The organism is Exiguobacterium sp. OS-77 (assembly GCF_000414195.2).
Classification (GTDB): Bacteria; Bacillota; Bacilli; order Exiguobacteriales; family Exiguobacteriaceae; genus Exiguobacterium_A; species Exiguobacterium_A indicum.
In genome coordinates this window covers 224,255-239,553 of record NZ_DF239008.1, presented here as the reverse complement: position 1 = coordinate 239,553, position 15,299 = coordinate 224,255, and the positions used below count along the sequence as shown (strand labels likewise).

General features: G+C 47.9%; 15 protein-coding genes. 8 read left to right on the top strand and 7 right to left on the bottom strand.

Annotation, left to right across the window (positions count from 1 at the left end; genetic code table 11):
- Window positions 1-51: 51 nt before the first annotated feature.
- The 3 genes from EXG77_RS01150 (at window position 52) to EXG77_RS01140 (ending at window position 3,339) form a co-directional block, all read left to right on the top strand.
- Entirely contained in the window at window positions 52-1,125 is a 1,074-nt protein-coding gene (locus tag EXG77_RS01150) for a site-2 protease family protein (protein WP_035395627.1), read from the top strand.
- Between the two features lie 150 nt (window positions 1,126-1,275).
- A complete protein-coding gene (locus tag EXG77_RS01145) occupies window positions 1,276-2,664 on the top strand; it encodes an MATE family efflux transporter (RefSeq protein WP_035395624.1) in 1,389 nt (462 codons plus the stop codon).
- Window positions 2,665-2,772: 108 nt separating this feature from the next.
- Complete coding sequence (locus EXG77_RS01140) at window positions 2,773-3,339, top strand: 3'-5' exonuclease (RefSeq protein WP_035395622.1); 567 nt, start codon at window positions 2,773-2,775, stop codon at window positions 3,337-3,339.
- A gap of 420 nt (window positions 3,340-3,759) precedes the next feature.
- Here the strand turns inward: EXG77_RS01140 and EXG77_RS01135 are convergent, their stop codons facing one another.
- The 3 genes from EXG77_RS01135 to EXG77_RS01125 all read right to left on the bottom strand — a co-directional run bounded on the left by EXG77_RS01135 (window position 3,760) and on the right by EXG77_RS01125 (window position 7,922).
- Complete coding sequence (locus EXG77_RS01135; RefSeq protein ID WP_023469665.1) at window positions 3,760-4,875, bottom strand: NADH-dependent flavin oxidoreductase; 1,116 nt, start codon at window positions 4,873-4,875, stop codon at window positions 3,760-3,762.
- Between the two features lie 92 nt (window positions 4,876-4,967).
- Window positions 4,968-7,058, bottom strand: a complete 2,091-nt coding sequence (locus tag EXG77_RS01130; protein WP_035395620.1) for an MMPL family transporter — start codon at window positions 7,056-7,058, stop codon at window positions 4,968-4,970.
- Window positions 7,059-7,127: 69 nt separating this feature from the next.
- Entirely contained in the window at window positions 7,128-7,922 is a 795-nt protein-coding gene (locus EXG77_RS01125) for a hypothetical protein (protein WP_023469667.1), read from the bottom strand.
- A gap of 115 nt (window positions 7,923-8,037) precedes the next feature.
- Between EXG77_RS01125 and EXG77_RS01120 the strand changes: the two genes are divergently transcribed.
- The gene (locus tag EXG77_RS01120) at window positions 8,038-8,211 is read left to right on the top strand and encodes a YycC family protein (RefSeq protein ID WP_023469668.1); all 174 of its coding nucleotides are present in this window, start codon (window positions 8,038-8,040) and stop codon (window positions 8,209-8,211) included.
- Window positions 8,212-8,257: 46 nt separating this feature from the next.
- On the opposite strand, the gene EXG77_RS01115 is transcribed toward EXG77_RS01120, so the two are convergent.
- The gene (locus tag EXG77_RS01115; protein WP_023469669.1) at window positions 8,258-8,740 is read right to left on the bottom strand and encodes a site-2 protease family protein; all 483 of its coding nucleotides are present in this window, start codon (window positions 8,738-8,740) and stop codon (window positions 8,258-8,260) included.
- Window positions 8,741-8,922: 182 nt separating this feature from the next.
- Window positions 8,923-10,929 carry a type I pullulanase gene (pulA, locus tag EXG77_RS01110; RefSeq protein ID WP_238987905.1) on the bottom strand — a complete coding sequence of 669 codons (2,007 nt, stop codon included), beginning with the start codon at window positions 10,927-10,929 and terminating at the stop codon, window positions 8,923-8,925.
- 111 nt (window positions 10,930-11,040) lie between these two features.
- Here pulA and EXG77_RS01105 point away from each other — a divergent pair, with 111 nt between their 5' ends.
- Window positions 11,041-11,535 (top strand): YajQ family cyclic di-GMP-binding protein, encoded by a 495-nt coding sequence (locus tag EXG77_RS01105; protein WP_023469671.1) that lies wholly within the window; start codon window positions 11,041-11,043, stop codon window positions 11,533-11,535.
- A gap of 109 nt (window positions 11,536-11,644) precedes the next feature.
- Here the strand turns inward: EXG77_RS01105 and EXG77_RS01100 are convergent, their stop codons facing one another.
- The gene (locus tag EXG77_RS01100; protein ID WP_035395616.1) at window positions 11,645-12,430 is read right to left on the bottom strand and encodes a 3-hydroxybutyrate dehydrogenase; all 786 of its coding nucleotides are present in this window, start codon (window positions 12,428-12,430) and stop codon (window positions 11,645-11,647) included.
- A 121-nt stretch (window positions 12,431-12,551) separates the two neighbouring features.
- Between EXG77_RS01100 and EXG77_RS01095 the strand changes: the two genes are divergently transcribed.
- From EXG77_RS01095 to EXG77_RS01085, 3 genes are all read left to right on the top strand, one after another.
- Window positions 12,552-13,430: a LysR family transcriptional regulator gene (locus tag EXG77_RS01095; RefSeq protein WP_035395614.1), complete on the top strand. Its 879-nt coding sequence runs from the start codon at window positions 12,552-12,554 to the stop codon at window positions 13,428-13,430.
- Between the two features lie 91 nt (window positions 13,431-13,521).
- On the top strand, window positions 13,522-13,935 hold the full coding sequence (locus tag EXG77_RS01090) for a carboxymuconolactone decarboxylase family protein (protein ID WP_023469674.1): 414 nt from the start codon (window positions 13,522-13,524) through the stop codon (window positions 13,933-13,935).
- A gap of 76 nt (window positions 13,936-14,011) precedes the next feature.
- Window positions 14,012-14,605, top strand: coding sequence for a metallophosphoesterase (locus tag EXG77_RS01085; RefSeq protein WP_035395612.1), 594 nt, complete (start codon window positions 14,012-14,014; stop codon window positions 14,603-14,605).
- 62 nt (window positions 14,606-14,667) lie between these two features.
- On the opposite strand, the gene EXG77_RS01080 is transcribed toward EXG77_RS01085, so the two are convergent.
- Window positions 14,668-15,273: a hypothetical protein gene (locus EXG77_RS01080; protein WP_035395610.1), complete on the bottom strand. Its 606-nt coding sequence runs from the start codon at window positions 15,271-15,273 to the stop codon at window positions 14,668-14,670.
- Between the last annotated feature and the right edge of the window lie 26 nt (window positions 15,274-15,299).

Genomic DNA, 15,299 nt, shown 5'->3' with positions numbered 1-15,299 from the left:
GTGTCGTACACTTAAGGAAGAACGTCACATGATGAAAGAAGGAATTTCACGATGGCTAAAAAACGTTGGGGTGGACTTGCTGTTGCCGGCGCCTTTCTCTTAACGAAAGGAAAGGTCATCCTTGCCTTATTAAAATTTTCGAAGTTTGGAGGCACTCTGATTTCGTTCGGAGTTTCGCTTCTCTTTTACGCTCAAGTATTCGGTGTCTGGTTCGGGGTCGGATTACTCTATCTCCTATTCATTCATGAGATGGGACATCTACTCGCTGCGAAACGACTCGGTTTTAAAACGGGTCCCGCGATTTTCGTACCGTTCATGGGAGCCGTCATCGGGATCAAAGATACGTTCCGGACACCAAAACAAGAAGCGATTCTTGCGTACGGTGGACCACTCGCGGGTCTCGTGTCCCTGATTCCGCTTGCGATTGGATACACTGTGACGGGAAATGACTTTTGGCTCGTCATCTTCCATCTCGGAGCTCTATTGAATCTCTTCAACCTACTTCCCGTCAGTCCGCTTGACGGCGGACGGATTCTTGCGGGACTTCCGATCATCGTTTGGGTTGCAGGTCTTGCTGCCTTGATTGCTTACGGCATCACGAACTTCAGCCTGATTCTGCTCTTGATTGCTTTCTTCGGCGGCAGTGCTGTCTGGAAACGGTATAAGTTCGCAAAACAATATGAGGCGAACCGATCGACCTTGATGTTATACCGTGCTGCACGCGAACGCGTCTTACGCGCAAAGGCGGAACAAGAACGTGCAAACGCGGAAGTCGCTCTTGCACCGGAAGTGGAGGAAGAACAAACGGTCGAAAGTACGTACGACCCGATCGCTTGGTCGCTTCGTCTCGATTTACAAGATTTGCGACAAGCGAGTCCGGAAGAGGCACGTCAGGAAGCGGACGATCTGTTACGGTATCAATATGATGCTGCGAACGACTACGATGCGTTGTTGCGACGAATCGATCAGCGGATCGAACCGCTCCGACTCGCTGAAGAGTCGGTCCAGTATCACCAGATGCCGAAAAAACAACAAACGATCACCTTACTCGCTTACTTGGCGCTCGGTGCCATTTTATTCATTGCTTTCGAGTACTCGAAAGGGTACTTGCCTACACCATCTTAAAACGAGTTCCATCGGATGCGCTTCATGGCGCATCCTTTTTTTATAAGACGAACACATTGACTAGAGTGATTTCTTGCATCTCTTCATAGAAGCGACTACTCTGAGTAAAACCCTACTTACCACTTGTCTAAAAAAGGAGGCTCTCCTTCCATGAATAAAAATACTGCCCGTTTGGGTGAAGCACCTATCAACCAGCTCTTACTTAGTCTCTCTTTACCGGCGATGGTCGGGATGCTCGTCACGGCACTCTATAATATCGTCGATACGATTTTCGTCGCTCAAGGCATCGGTACGGCTGCCGTTGCCGCTGTCGGAATCGCTTTCCCCGTCCAGCTCGTATTGATGGCGATCGCTAACTCAATCGGTATCGGGGGGGCTGCGATTGCGTCACAACGGCTTGGTCAAAAACAGACGGATGGTGCCAGTCGTGCTTATGCGAACGTCTTGATAGCAGTTTTCTTCATCAGTATGCTCGCCATCATCAGTGCTTTCATCTTCGTCGAACCGTTACTTCGTCTCTTTGGAGCGACAGATGAAATCATGCCGTATAGCATCGATTTCTTACGCGTCCTCTTGATCGGATCTCCGTTCTTCATGTTGACGATGGCGTCGAGTGCAATGCTCCGCGCAGAAGGACGCGCGAACTATCAGATGCGCGTCATGCTGACGACAGTTGCCATCAACATCGTCCTGACACCTCTGTTCATCTTTGGTCTTGATTGGGGCATCCAAGGTGCTGCACTCGGAACAGTCGTTGCGCAAATCGTCGGTGCTGCACTTGTTTTCCGATTCTTCTTTACGAAACGTCGGCAAACGGGGTTAACACTCAATCGGAATGCTTTCAAACCCGATTTCCGTTTAACGTTTCGGATGATGCAAATCGGATCATCGTCGTTCATCATGCAAGTCTCCCAATCGATTTTGTTCATCACCGTCAACCACATGCTCGTCCGGTACGGTGGTACGACGGAACTAGCGACGTTTGCGGTCATCAATAAGTTCATGGCGCTCGTCGGTATGCCAATCATGGGGATCGTGCAAGGGATGCAACCGATCGTCGGGTATAATTTCGGTTCTCGGCAATTTAGCCGGATGTCACTTGCCATCAAGTTGGCAATCCGTTACGGCTTATCGTTATCGATCAGCTTGTGGTTACTGATTCAATTGTTCCCTCGCTTCTGGGTCGGCTTGTTCACGGAAGAAGCAGCACTGCTGCAGGAAGGCTCGAGTGCGATGCGCATCTTATTCGCTTTATCGTTCGTCTATGGGATTCAAATGATTGTCAACGGGATGTATCAATCGCTCGCCAAAGCGAAAGTCGCTTTATTCTTATCCTTGTCACGCCAAACGTTATACACGATTCCACTCGTTTTGATCTTACCCCTGTTCTTCGGTGTCAATGGTGTCTGGTTCGCTTTCCCGATCGCTGATGCGATGGCTGTCTTGACGGCCCTTGTCTTCGCCTATAAAGATCGCGTTCTATTATTTAAACCGGAGGAGTACGTCGCAGAGGAACAAAAAGTCGCCACCGCGAAGTGACTGGAATGGATATCAGATCATCTGCCTTGCAGATGGTCTTTTTTAATGGACTTCTATAATACGAACATGTATTCTGTTACTAGTGAATGACAGAAAGGAGTCTGCTGCATGTATACATTAGCGATTGACTTTGAAACGGCAAATCGGAATAGCCGAAGCATTTGTGCGTTTGGTTGGTCCGTTCTCTCCAACGGTCGCGTCACGGAGAGTAAACAGGTCTTAATCAATCCAGAAGAGAACTTCGATGCTGGAAACATCCGGGTCCATGGAATTCGTCCGAGTGATGTCTTCGATGCACCGACGTTACCTGAAGCGATGGAAGCACAGGGCTTATACGATTTAATCGCAGGTGCTCAACTGGTCGTTGCCCACAATGCATCATTTGATATGGGGGCGCTCCAAAAAGCGATTCAAAAATACGATATGTACCAGATGCCCGCTTTCACCTACGGCTGCACGGTCAAATTATCCCGCAAACTGTATCCGTGGTTACCGAACCATCGATTGAATACGATGGCTGAATTCCTCAACGTCTCTTTCCAGCACCATGACGCGAAAGAGGATGCCTACGTCTGTGCCTTGCTCCTAAACGATATGTTGGAACGAACGAATCTACAGGATCCGGTCTCCTTGCATACGTTTTGTGGCGTTCGGATGGGACAGGTTGCCTATTAATAAACAAAAAAATTGTAGACAACAGGGCTGACTCCAAAAAATGACGCATCTTTTCACGCCCTTTCCTCAGGCGAGACACAAGCCAGTTTTCCCGCTCTATTCGAGCAGGAAACGGGTCTCGTTTGTCTCTGACAGCGCATAAATGCGCTTTTTCCTGTAGGAGTGGCGTGTAAACGCGTTATTCTTTTTTATCTAGAAGAAGGATCCGAGACGCGTTTTGTTCACTCGACATCGCTTCCTAGGGAAAAACAAGCAAGAGCGACCCTGCAGCGAAGCGAAGCGGCGCGATGCTTGTCCCAGGAAAACGATGCGAGACGAACAAAAAAGCGCAATCCTTCTCGTTAGAGAAAAATTGCACTTTACCTTCAGTCTCAAAGCACTCTAGACACGAGATCTAGAGTGTTTTTTGATGCTGTTCTATTATTTGCTTGTTTGTTTGATCGGGAACCAGCCTGGACGACTTGTGATGCCTGCCCATAATGCATCTGGAACGACGAGTTCTGCTTGTGCTTCTGGATCAAGTTCTGTCCGGATTGACGCAAGGTCACCCGCTTCGACTTTCTCAACCCACTTCGGTTCCATGATCAGTTCACGACCGAGAGCGATCATTGGAACGACAGCCAAACCTTGTTCGACTTCGTCCGCTGTGTGCAGCGATCCGACACCGATGACAGGTACTTGTTCGCCAACACGTTCTTGGACGAGCGTGATTGGTGATGTCGTTGCATTTTCGTCACGAATCGAACCTGCGAAGAAGTCCATCACGGAAACGTGCAAGTAATCGAGGTCTTTTTTCGCCAGCTCATCGACGAGGCGCATCGTATCATCGAGTGTGATTCCTGGATTTTCGATCTCTTCTGGAGAGAAACGGTATCCGACGATGAACGAAGGATCCTGTTTCGCGACAGCTTCGACTGCATCCACGACCGCTAATGGGAAGGCGAGACGTTTTTCTAAGCTACCGCCCCATTTGTCTTCGCGACGGTTTGAGTGTGGTGAGAAGAATTGTTGAATCAAGTACGTGTTCGCACCATGAATCTCAACACCGTCAAATCCAGCTTCCATCGCACGACGTGTCGCCTGACCGAATGCTTCAATGATTGCTTCAACTTCTTCCGCCTCTAGCGCACGAGGTGTCATTGCTCCTTCACGTACAGGTGCGACAGCACTTGCACTGACTGTTTGCCCACCGACGAGTTCTGGTGGTGCCATACGACCAGCGTGGAAAATTTGTAAGATCGCTTTTGCGCCTTTATCTTGAATCGTTTTTGCGAGTCGCTTCAGACTTGGAACGAGATCGTCACGATGCGCACCGAACTCATTCGGGAATCCTTGACCGTCTGCTGTGACATTCGCACATGCTGTAATGACCGCACTGACGCCGCCTGAACGTTCTGCATAGTACGCGAGTTCCGCATCCGATACTTCGCCGTTCTCTTGTGCTGCATAGTTCGTCATCGGTGCCATCAAGACGCGGTTTTTCAGCGTCACACCGTTTGGTAATGTAAATGGTTCAAACATTGCTTGAGTTGCCATGAGTGAAGTGCCTCCTCTAATTTCTTGAATTGAATATCGACAGTATACGCTCGTCTTCCTCCGAATAGCTACTGATGTGCTTACGCGATGTGTCACTTGCGAATCGCTTTACGACGACCACCCGGCCACCACCAGTTCCAGTGACCAAATAGTTTCATCAGTGCGGGGACGAGTAGCATCCGGACGATTGTGGCATCAATAAAAATCGCAAGCGCGATACCGACGCCAAGTTGTTTAATTGGACTGACGCCCGTGAAGGCAAACGCCCCTGTGACGACGATCATAATCAAGGCAGCAGACGTAATGATCTTACTCGTCTTCGCAAGCCCCATCTCGGTCGCATAATCGTTATCGCCTGTCTCGTCATAATATTCTTCCATTCGCGAGACGAGGAACACTTCATAATCCATCGATAAACCAAAGACGAGTGAGAAGATGAAGACCGGTGTCAAAATGCCGATCGTCTCCTGCGGAAGAACTGCGCCGGACTCAAACAAGATGACGAGTAATCCGAATGTCGCTCCTAGACTAAGCAAATTCATTAGAATCGCCTTGATTGGAATCAAGATGGACCGAAACGCAATCAGCAGAATGATGAATGTCGCCAAAACGACGACACCGACTGCTAGTGGGAGTTTCGATTCAATGGCATCATAAATTTCCTGATTGAAGGCTGCCGGTCCCCCGACAAGATAACCGTCCGCCTGCATCTTTCGCACCCAGTCTTGCGAAGCAGCATCGCCGGGATCTCCTTTTAAGTTAACATCAATTCGTGCTTGGTCGTTCTCTGATAGAAATGCCGTCAAAGCTTCGCGCCCGGCCGGAACAGCGACTAACTGCTCGAGCGGAATCTGTTGCTGTTCGGCGATCGTTGCGGCGGATACGACGGAGCGTACATCGGGATCCGACTCGAGTCGAATCGTCACATCTTCGATTTTTTCTCGTCCCACCTCTGAGGAAGCATCAGCAGACAAGATGAGGACGGCATCCGTTCCATCGTTCCCGAATGTTTTTTCCCACGACTCAAAAGCGAGACGCGACGGATAGGATTCCGGTAAAGCGGTCGCTTGCGGAATGTTTAACGTCAAGTCACGTAACGGCAATAAACAAGGTAAAAGAAGCAATAAAGATAGAATCGTTACTGCGACCGGGCGCTTCATGACGAAACGAGCGAGGCGGCGCCAACGATCTTCACTACGACCTGCTCGTTGCCGGAAGAGTCGCCCTTTTTCTAGCACCTTCCCGAAAACGATCAATAGTGCCGGTAACAATGTCAATGCACTGATGACGGCCCCAAGGACCGAAACGAGCGTCCCGATCGCGACAGCACGGAAGACATCAACATCAATCAATAACAATCCGGCAAGTCCGACGAATACACAGATTCCAGAAAATAAAATCGAGCGTCCTGCCGTCTCGACCGAACGAATCGCCGCCTTCCGAATATCTTGCCCGTCCTGCCGTTCTTCGCGGAATCGATTGACGTATAGCAATGAAAAATCAATTCCGAGTGCTAGGGAAATCATCGCAACCGCATTTAAGACGAAAATCGATAACTCTTGTTGTCCGGCAACGAAATAAAGAACACCGGCACCAAAGACAAAAGTGACGAGTCCCATGATCAACGGTAAGATGGCGGCAACGGGTGTACCGAAAACAAGTAGTAAGACGATCAAGGCTGCCGGAATTCCGATCAACTCAGCTCGGATGAGGTCATTTTTTGACGCTGTATTCAAATCATCGACGACGACTGGTTCACCCGTTAGTCGAATCGTCCCGGTATCATCCAGTTGACGCGTGACCGCAGCTGCCCATTTCGCATCAAGTGTTGGTACACCGACCGTCACGTATCCCTTATCGTCACGAATCGCTCGCGGATTTTCGACGGGACCAATGACGTTCCCGACGCCATTAATATCACGGAAGCGCTCGACATGTTGCATCATCGTTTGTCGTAGATTCTCTTGATTTTCAAATAGAACGATGATCGTATGCGGATCCTGACCGAAGTCTTGATCGAGTACTGTCTCGACGCGTTGAAAATCACCGTCACGCGTAAATCCGTTTCCTTCTAGCCGATCGGGTAGTTGATAAGCGAAATATCCAAGCACGACGAGCAGGATTGCCCAAACAATCAACACTCCTCGAAAATACGTACTCATCAGATGACCAAGCCGTTGCATGATGCGTCCCCTTTCTGTATAAACGTACAAAAAACATCCTTCTTGCTGAAAAGCGAAAAGGATGTTTCATTACGTCTTTTGAAAAATTTGAACCCATGTGTTGCCGAATGTCGCCGATGTCGACACGATCGCAAGACGTCGCGCCTCTTCATCGAGTAACACACTTTTGAGTAAAACGGAGGAATGGCATCCCTCGAACTTATATTTCAGCTGACTCTTCTCATACAAGTAAAAGCGAGATGAATCGGTGATCGAAAACAATTGGTGCCGGTGGTCAACGAGCGAGTACTCCGCGTAATCCGAAAAAGGAATAATCGATTCCTGATTCGTCGCGGCATCCCAAATCACATACCGTTTTTGTAGATCATCATAGGAGATGATCGTCGTAGGTGCGATGAACCGTTCGAACGTCAAACGTGTATCATATCCTCGCTCAATCAAGCGTCCGAACAACGGTGCCTCTTCATAGTTTGAGTACCGCCAGTCCCCTGTTTGAACGTTCACGCAGACAACATCCGTTTCTGCCGAATATAGGAAGATCTCATCGTCTTGCCACAAGAATAAATTACTGAACCACGCTTCGGAAAAAGCAGCGGGTCGCTTGATATAATCTAAATGCCCTTGCTCTAAATCTAGTAAACCAAAATAAGCTGACTCTTCAAATACGATGAACAATCGCCCACCGCCTGGCTCAATGTACCAGGAGAATGGAACATACGCACATGCTGTTTCCCATAGTGGTCTTAAATCCGCATCACATTTCATAAATCCGTGGCGATCTCGAAAAAGAAGCAAATCCTCCCCGATTCGATCGAACAGTGAGACGGATTCATGGAGTAACAGCTCTGCAGCAGGTTTATACATATGCATCACTTCCTACTTCATACGGTATCAACCTTCTCAGTTTCTCGCTACTATTGATGCGCTCGACTTGCACCTCCTGTTATACTAGCCTCATGGAAAAAGGAGGACGAACACGATGAAACCTTTACAATTATCAGCAGAGACGGCTGTCGAACTCGCAAAACGTCTGAACGTACCACTTGAACAACTGATGCATATGCCGCGCCATATCTTGATTCAAAAGCTCGTCGAACTCGAGCAAGAACAAGCGAAAACGGAATCTGATTCGTCTAGCGAATCGGAATCTTGAGTAAAAAGCCTCTTTTCCAATGATGGAAGGAGGCTTTAATCTTCGTTTAAGATTGTGGATGATAGTCGGATTTACCGTAACGGAAGACATTGATGATTGCTTTTCCGTCACTCGGATAACCATTCGGATGATCGATCGGGAAGAGGGAGAAAAAGACGAAATAAAACGAGAAATACGCAAATTGGTACGTAAAAATCGATGCCTCGAACACGCCGGCATAAATAAGACCATTTACGACTAAGATACTCACTAAGTTCGCGATCGATCCACCAGCGTAGACCATGATATTAGCAAACTTCGTTTCGTGACGTAGTGCCTCATATTGACACCATCCATCCCAAAAATAGATACGATTTAAACGAATCGGTCCGACACGGAGTAACGATTTTCCAGAACCGATATTGATCTCCATGTTTCCACCGAACAATCGGGCAAAAAAGTAATGCCCCATCTCATGAATCAATGTCACGATAGGCAACAATAAAAAGAACGACAAAAAGAATTTCCATAAATCCTCGAAACCAAACATACGCCGTACATCCTTTCATAAAAACAACATCCCATATACTACTTAAGAGGTTTTTTCCCGAAAGGTGACGCTTCAAACAAGGTTTCGATGAATTCAGGCAAGTCAATTTCATGACAGGCTGACATCGGACTGTCATCCACGCAAAAAAGGACGAAGCCTTATAGCGCTTCGTCCTTTTTGATTTAATCGGTTTTCTTACGACGTTTGTTCGCTGCGTACAACAATCCGATGATCGTCAGTGCTGCACCGCCTGCTACCGCATATTTCTTGTAATCCGCTTTTCGTTCGGCGATGACCGTCGTCGTCAATGCTTGGACGACCAACTGTTTCTCTTCATGCAGTCGTGGTGCGTGCAACTTAACGGCACCCGACTCCACCAACACCTCGAATTCACCGTTTGGCAATTCAATCGTGATATCCTCTTCCGTTGCATTATGGTAGACACGCTGCCGTTCGATGTATCCTTCATAGGTGCGCTTCAGTTCAAAGGCAATGACACCTTCCCCTTCTTCGAGGAAACGAAGATGCTTCTTGATCATCGATGCGTTTGCGAGACGGAACATCGGATACTGACGACGAAGGGCAATCAATCCTTTGACGTACTCGACGGCCGGACGCTCTGTTTCTGCCCGTTCATAATCGAGACGATTGACGACCTCTCCGGCATTGAAGCTGTCACGAATTCCGTCCTTCGTCCGGAAGAACTCTTGTCCGGCATGGAGGAAGGGAATGCCTTGTCCCGTCAAGATGATGGCATTTGCGAGCATTTGCCGTTTCCGACGAGTCTCTTCCGTATCCTCAGGGCGAGACACCGTTAACTTATCCCAAATCGTCAAATCATCGTGCGCTTCGACATACGAGACAACCTGATTTGGCTCATCGGCAAATCCTTGCGAAGAGACGTTACCAGCGATTCCCCGTTTGACTTCACTCGTCCGGTCGAATGCCCCACTGATGAAACCGCGGTCTTCCGGCGTTTGAACATCGCCTTTGACCCCGTCCCGTAAGCCGTTATTGAAATGAGCGATTCCTGGCATCTTCGGTGCATTGAAGTAGTTCGCTTTTTCTTCCGGATCAAGTGGCGTATCGAGATCCCAGCCTTCACCAATGATTAGAATCGACGGATCGATCCGGTCAAGTGCATGGCGCACCTGATTCATCGTCTCGACATCATGCAGTCCCATCAAATCGAATCGGAAACCATCCAGATGGTACTCTTTCGCCCAGTACGTCACACAATCAAGAATGAACTTCCGCATCATCAAACGTTCAGATGCCGTATCATTTCCACAGAAACTACCGTTCGACAAGCTACCATCCGCCTCTTGACGATAGAAGTAGCCAGGAACGAATTGACCAAGCGGAACCGTTGCTGCATCATACGTATGATTGAAGACGACGTCCATGATGACACGGATCCCGCGATCATGTAACGCTTGTACTAATTGCTTTAACTCAAGGATCCGCGTTCGTGGATCATCCGGATTCGATGAGTACGAACCTTCCGGCGCAAAGTAATTCACCGGATCATACCCCCAGTTATAGTTATCCGGGTCGTTCGGCGCTGTCTCATTGACTGAGCCAAAATCATAGATCGGCAGTAACTGGACATGCGTCACACCAAGATCCGCTAAATAATCAAGTCCTGTCAATCCGCCATTTGGTGTCCGTGTCCCTGCTTCCGTCAGCCCAGCGAACGTACCACGTGCGACGACACCACTAGCCGGATGACTCGTTGCATCGCGTACATGTAATTCATACACAACTGCGTCTTGCGAAGAATGGAACAGTGGGCGTTCTTCGATCCATCGTTCAGGTGTCACACTTGTCGGGTCAATTAACGCACCGCGTTTTCCGTTCGTTCCGACGGCTTTCGCATACGGATCGACCGCCTCGACTTTTTGTCCGTTGATGCTCGCTTGAAACGTATAGAAATAACCTTCATATGCTGCTCGATCGAGTTCAACGACGTACGTTCCCCGTTCGCCTGCCATCATCTCGACCTCTTCGACTTTTCGTGCGCGTAGTGTCTTGTAGAGACGAATCACGACACGTTCTGCCGTCGGCGCCCACAAGCGCACGCGAATCGCTGTCTCTGAGAAGGTCGCTCCTAAATCATTTCCACTATAGGCAAATCGCTCATCCAGTTCTTGCGGTGTGAGCGTCAACATGTCTGCTGTTTGTTTCAAAGCTAAGCACCCCTTTCATTTCATGGTTTTTATTATAACAAAATTTCAAAGCAGTGGACGCTTCCGGTATTCCTCTCTAAAATAGAGAGTGGAATGAAAGGGGAGATTAACATGGCAGCAAAAGATAATTCATTTGATATCGTGTCACAAATCAACATCGAGGAAGTCAAGAACGCCGTCCAGATCGCATTGAAGGAAATCACGAACCGCTTCGACTTCAAAGGTTCAAAGAGCGACATGAAGCTCGAAAAAGAGGATTTGATTCTAATCTCAGATGACGATTTCAAACTCGATCAAGTCAAAGATGTCTTAACAGCAAAATTGATCAAGCGCGAAGTCCCGACCAAAAACCTGCAGTACGAAAAAGTCGAACAGGCTGCTGGGAATACGGTTCGCCAACGTGTCATCCTTAAGAGCGGAATTGATCGTGACGATGCGAAAAAGATCAACAATGCCGTCAAGGAATCGAAATTAAAAGTGAAGACACAAATCCAAGATGATCAAATCCGTGTCACAGGTAAATCACGTGACGACCTACAACAAGTCATGCAAATCGTTCGTGAACTTCCGTTATCGGTCGATGTTCAGTTCATTAACTTCCGTTAATCCACTCACGTCAAATTAGCTGAACGTTTTTGTTCAGTCCATCAAACAAAAAAGGGAGGTGCTTTCTGGATTGTATCCAAAAAGTACCTCCCTTCATTTATATCGTTGCTTACTGCGCTGTATAACCACCATCGAGAACGACAGCTTGACCCGTGACACCTGCCGCTTTGTCACTTGCAAGGAAAATAGCGTAATTCGCGATTTCTTTGACTTGGAGTAACCGTTGTTGCGGAACAAGTGGATAGATGACCTCTTCTAGTACACGTTCGAGCGGTACATTCCGTGTTTCAGCGAGCGAAGACAATTGGTTTTGGACGAGTGGTGTATCGACATATCCTGGGCAAATCGCGTTGACCGTGATACCCGAAGTTGCCCCTTCTAATGCTGCGACTTTCGTTAAACCGATGACGCCGTGTTTCGCACTGTTATAAGCAGCTTTCCCTGCAAAACCAATCAATCCGTTGATCGATGACATGTTCAAGATCCGTCCAGAGCCTTGTTTTTTCATGATCGGGAAGACATATTTCGTATAGAGGAATGGTGCACGAAGCATGATGCTTTGAAGCAAGTCGAATTTCTCAGTCGAGAACTCTTCGATTGGTGAGACGTGTTGCATTCCCGCGTTGTTGATGACGATATCAATCGTTCCGTAATGTGCGACCGTCTGATCGATACTTGATTTGATTGCCTCTTCACTTGTCACATCACCTGCGACAGCAAACGCATCGAAGCCTTTTTCACGAAGCGTTTCAGCAGAGCGTTTTGCAGCTTCTTCCTGAAGATCGACGATGACGACCTTCGCACCTTCTTGAGCGAATTCTTCAGCGATCTCAAGACCGATTCCGCTTGCTGCTCCTGTAATTAACGCGACTTTTCCTTCGAGTTGTTTCATCATGATGGATTCCTTCTTTCTTTATCTTTACGTGTTCGGTCTCTTTACTGTACGCTGATTGAAAGAATAATAAAAATGAATACTTGTTATGACATCTATAACTCAAAAGAATAGGAGAATACTAATGGATTTCCGCCAACTGGAATACTTTACGGAAGTGGCACGCTTCAAAAGCTTCACTCGTGCCGCTGAACATCTCCACGTCACGCAACCGACGCTTAGTAAAATGGTCCGTCACTTAGAAGAAGAACTTGAGATGGAATTGTTCGACCGGAGCAAACGACAAATCGTCCTGACGGATGCCGGCGAGACCTTATTGATTGAAGGTGAAAAGATTCTGCGACAGTTATCTGATCTGCCTTCTCATCTCTATGATGTCATGCATCTGACGAAGGGAACGATTCGTCTCGGCGTACCCCCACTAATTGGTTCGCTGTTTTTCCCAGGTCTACTGCGTCGCTTCGAAGAGATGTATCCGATGATTCAAATCGAATTAATCGAAGCCGGTGGACATGCGTTAGAAAAAGCGGTCGTCGCCGGTGAAGTCGATTTGATCGCAACGGTGCTGCCTTCGGATGAGCATTTAACGACACACCCCTTCATTGAAGAAGAACTCCATTTATTCTTACCGAGTGATCATCCACTCGCTGATCGGTCGATGATTGCGTTAGAAGAAGTTTCCGACATGCCGTTCGTCTTGTTCAACGAAACGTTCTCACTCCACGATGTTGTCTTGAACGCCTGCCAAGATGCCGGATTTACGCCTAACGTGTCTCGGGTGAGCTCGCAGTGGGACTTCTTATGTTTACTTGTCGCAGAAGGAAATACCGTGACCGTCCTTCCGCGTTCGATCGCGGATCGCTTTTCGATTCGTGGCGTCAAAACGATCCCACTTGAAACACGAGTCCCGTGGCACTTAGGAATCGCCGTTCCAACCGGTCGCTACCAATCGTACGTGACGCGGAAATGGATTCAATTCGTCAGCGATATGTATTCCAAATAAGCATACCTTTCATAAAAACCATGTATTTGTAGAATGGAAATTCTTCCTTTACGATGAGAACATCGTTAAAAAAGAAAGGAAGTCCTTTACCATGGCAACTCATTTTGAATCACGTCACGAAACAGGCGTTAAAAAACTCAGCGAATTCACAGACGCAAACGCTGCACAATCGACGCATGACAAAATCTCTGAATCCCTGAAAGATATCGCTCCAGCAGTCGGTGAGTGGATCACGGATTTCGCATACGGTGAAGTTTACAGCCGTGATGGTCTCGTCAATCGTGACCGCGCAATCGTGACGATTGCTTCCCTCGTCACACAAGGTACAGAACCACAGCTCGCTCTCCACATCAATACTGGATTGACAGCTGGTTTGACAGGAAACGAAATCGTCGAAGCTATCATGCATCTTGTTCCTTACACTGGATTCCCACGTGTCTTGAACGCACTCGAAGTCGCAAAAGTCGTCTTCGCAGAACGTGGCGTCACAGTCGAAACAGAATAAGATACGCATGACTTGATTGAAAAAAGATGGGCATGACGCATTTTCGGGTATCTCCTTAACAAAGGAGTGGTCGATCATGCGTTATGCCCTTTTTGCGGATCTTCACAGTTCAGTAGCCGACACAGCGGCTGTCCTAGCTGACATACGGCGGATCGCTCCCGATGCGCATTTGTTTTGTCTCGGTGATGTTCATGAATGCCATGTCGGTAAAAAGCGAGCGAAGCGCTATTCTTTCGAATCGCTCTCCCTCGTCGTGACGCTCGATGATGATTTTATAGAGCTGATTGATTTTAAGACGTTACTGGGTAATCAAGAAGAGCGCATCCTGTCTCTCGTTCCACCACATCTGTCTCCTGTCATCGATGCATTACGCGATTGCCCTCGAAAACAACGGATCGAGGGGGCGTTATTGATTCATGGAGATCAACTCAGTTGGTCGCGGGATTTTCTACCCGACCTGTCACAACAACGCGAACCGTTACTCTTTTTTGGTCATAGTCATATCAGAGGTTTGTTTCGAAATGGTATCGCCAAATCGAGCCCACTAGGTCAAACTTTATCCATCAAAGGAAAACGATATGCCGTCAATCTGGGTCCCGTCGTCTTCGAACGAGAATGGTGTCTTTACGATTCAGAGCAACAAACGATCGTATTCTATCAGGCGAAGTAAGAGGATACGACAAAAGCCGTCGGGCACAGGGCTCGACGGCTTTTGTTCATGCATCTTATTGATCAGAGATAACGGACAAGCGATGCCTTGACGACATCCACTTGTGTGAAGTTCATCTCTTCCGCGAATGTTTCGATGACTTGACGGACATCCCCTTGACGACGTACGAAGCTCGTCGGGACTGGTGTCGTACCGACAAGTTGCTCATGCAGACTCGTCAATCGATGATCATCGATGATCGTCGTCATCAAATCAAGGAACAGGAGAACATGCAGACGGTTCAAATAATCCCATGGTTTGTCTTCCGAACGGAATTCATTACGAGCGAGCCATTTTTTCAATCCGATCGCATCGATTTGACTCAACGTCTCTGTCGTACGTGCCGACTTCCAAAGCGTCAACAGTTCACCCAGTTTTTTTCGTGTCTGTTTCTTACGCATGAAGAATTCAAAATTATCTTTCGTCCGTAATGCGTCTCCTTCAATCGGAGCAATCAAATCGGCTTCCGGCGCCGTCACGAAATCGTGAACGAAATCGACAGACTCTCCCGGTAACCAAGCAGCGACTTTCCCGTGAAAATCAGCCATAAAGGCGACCGTTTCTGCCAAAGGCTCCTGCTTCATCTGTGAAGCAGCTTGCTGTAATCGTTCTTTCGTCTCAGTCTTCATAATCTACCTCTTCTTATTCGTGGATT

Excerpts from the sequence above, each read along its gene's own strand:
- EXG77_RS01150 (WP_035395627.1), top strand. The coding sequence starts at position 52 with ATGGCTAAAAAACGTTGGGGTGGACTTGCTGTTGCCGGCGCCTTTCTC.
- EXG77_RS01145 (WP_035395624.1), top strand. The coding sequence starts at position 1,276 with ATGAATAAAAATACTGCCCGTTTGGGTGAAGCACCTATCAACCAGCTC.
- EXG77_RS01140 (WP_035395622.1), top strand. The coding sequence starts at position 2,773 with ATGTATACATTAGCGATTGACTTTGAAACGGCAAATCGGAATAGCCGA.
- EXG77_RS01135 (WP_023469665.1), bottom strand. The coding sequence starts at position 4,875 with ATGGCAACTCAAGCAATGTTTGAACCATTTACATTACCAAACGGTGTG.
- EXG77_RS01130 (WP_035395620.1), bottom strand. The coding sequence starts at position 7,058 with ATGCAACGGCTTGGTCATCTGATGAGTACGTATTTTCGAGGAGTGTTG.
- EXG77_RS01125 (WP_023469667.1), bottom strand. The coding sequence starts at position 7,922 with ATGTATAAACCTGCTGCAGAGCTGTTACTCCATGAATCCGTCTCACTG.
- EXG77_RS01120 (WP_023469668.1), top strand. The coding sequence starts at position 8,038 with ATGAAACCTTTACAATTATCAGCAGAGACGGCTGTCGAACTCGCAAAA.
- EXG77_RS01115 (WP_023469669.1), bottom strand. The coding sequence starts at position 8,740 with ATGTTTGGTTTCGAGGATTTATGGAAATTCTTTTTGTCGTTCTTTTTA.
- EXG77_RS01105 (WP_023469671.1), top strand. The coding sequence starts at position 11,041 with ATGGCAGCAAAAGATAATTCATTTGATATCGTGTCACAAATCAACATC.
- EXG77_RS01100 (WP_035395616.1), bottom strand. The coding sequence starts at position 12,430 with ATGATGAAACAACTCGAAGGAAAAGTCGCGTTAATTACAGGAGCAGCA.
- EXG77_RS01095 (WP_035395614.1), top strand. The coding sequence starts at position 12,552 with ATGGATTTCCGCCAACTGGAATACTTTACGGAAGTGGCACGCTTCAAA.
- EXG77_RS01090 (WP_023469674.1), top strand. The coding sequence starts at position 13,522 with ATGGCAACTCATTTTGAATCACGTCACGAAACAGGCGTTAAAAAACTC.
- EXG77_RS01085 (WP_035395612.1), top strand. The coding sequence starts at position 14,012 with ATGCGTTATGCCCTTTTTGCGGATCTTCACAGTTCAGTAGCCGACACA.
- EXG77_RS01080 (WP_035395610.1), bottom strand. The coding sequence starts at position 15,273 with ATGAAGACTGAGACGAAAGAACGATTACAGCAAGCTGCTTCACAGATG.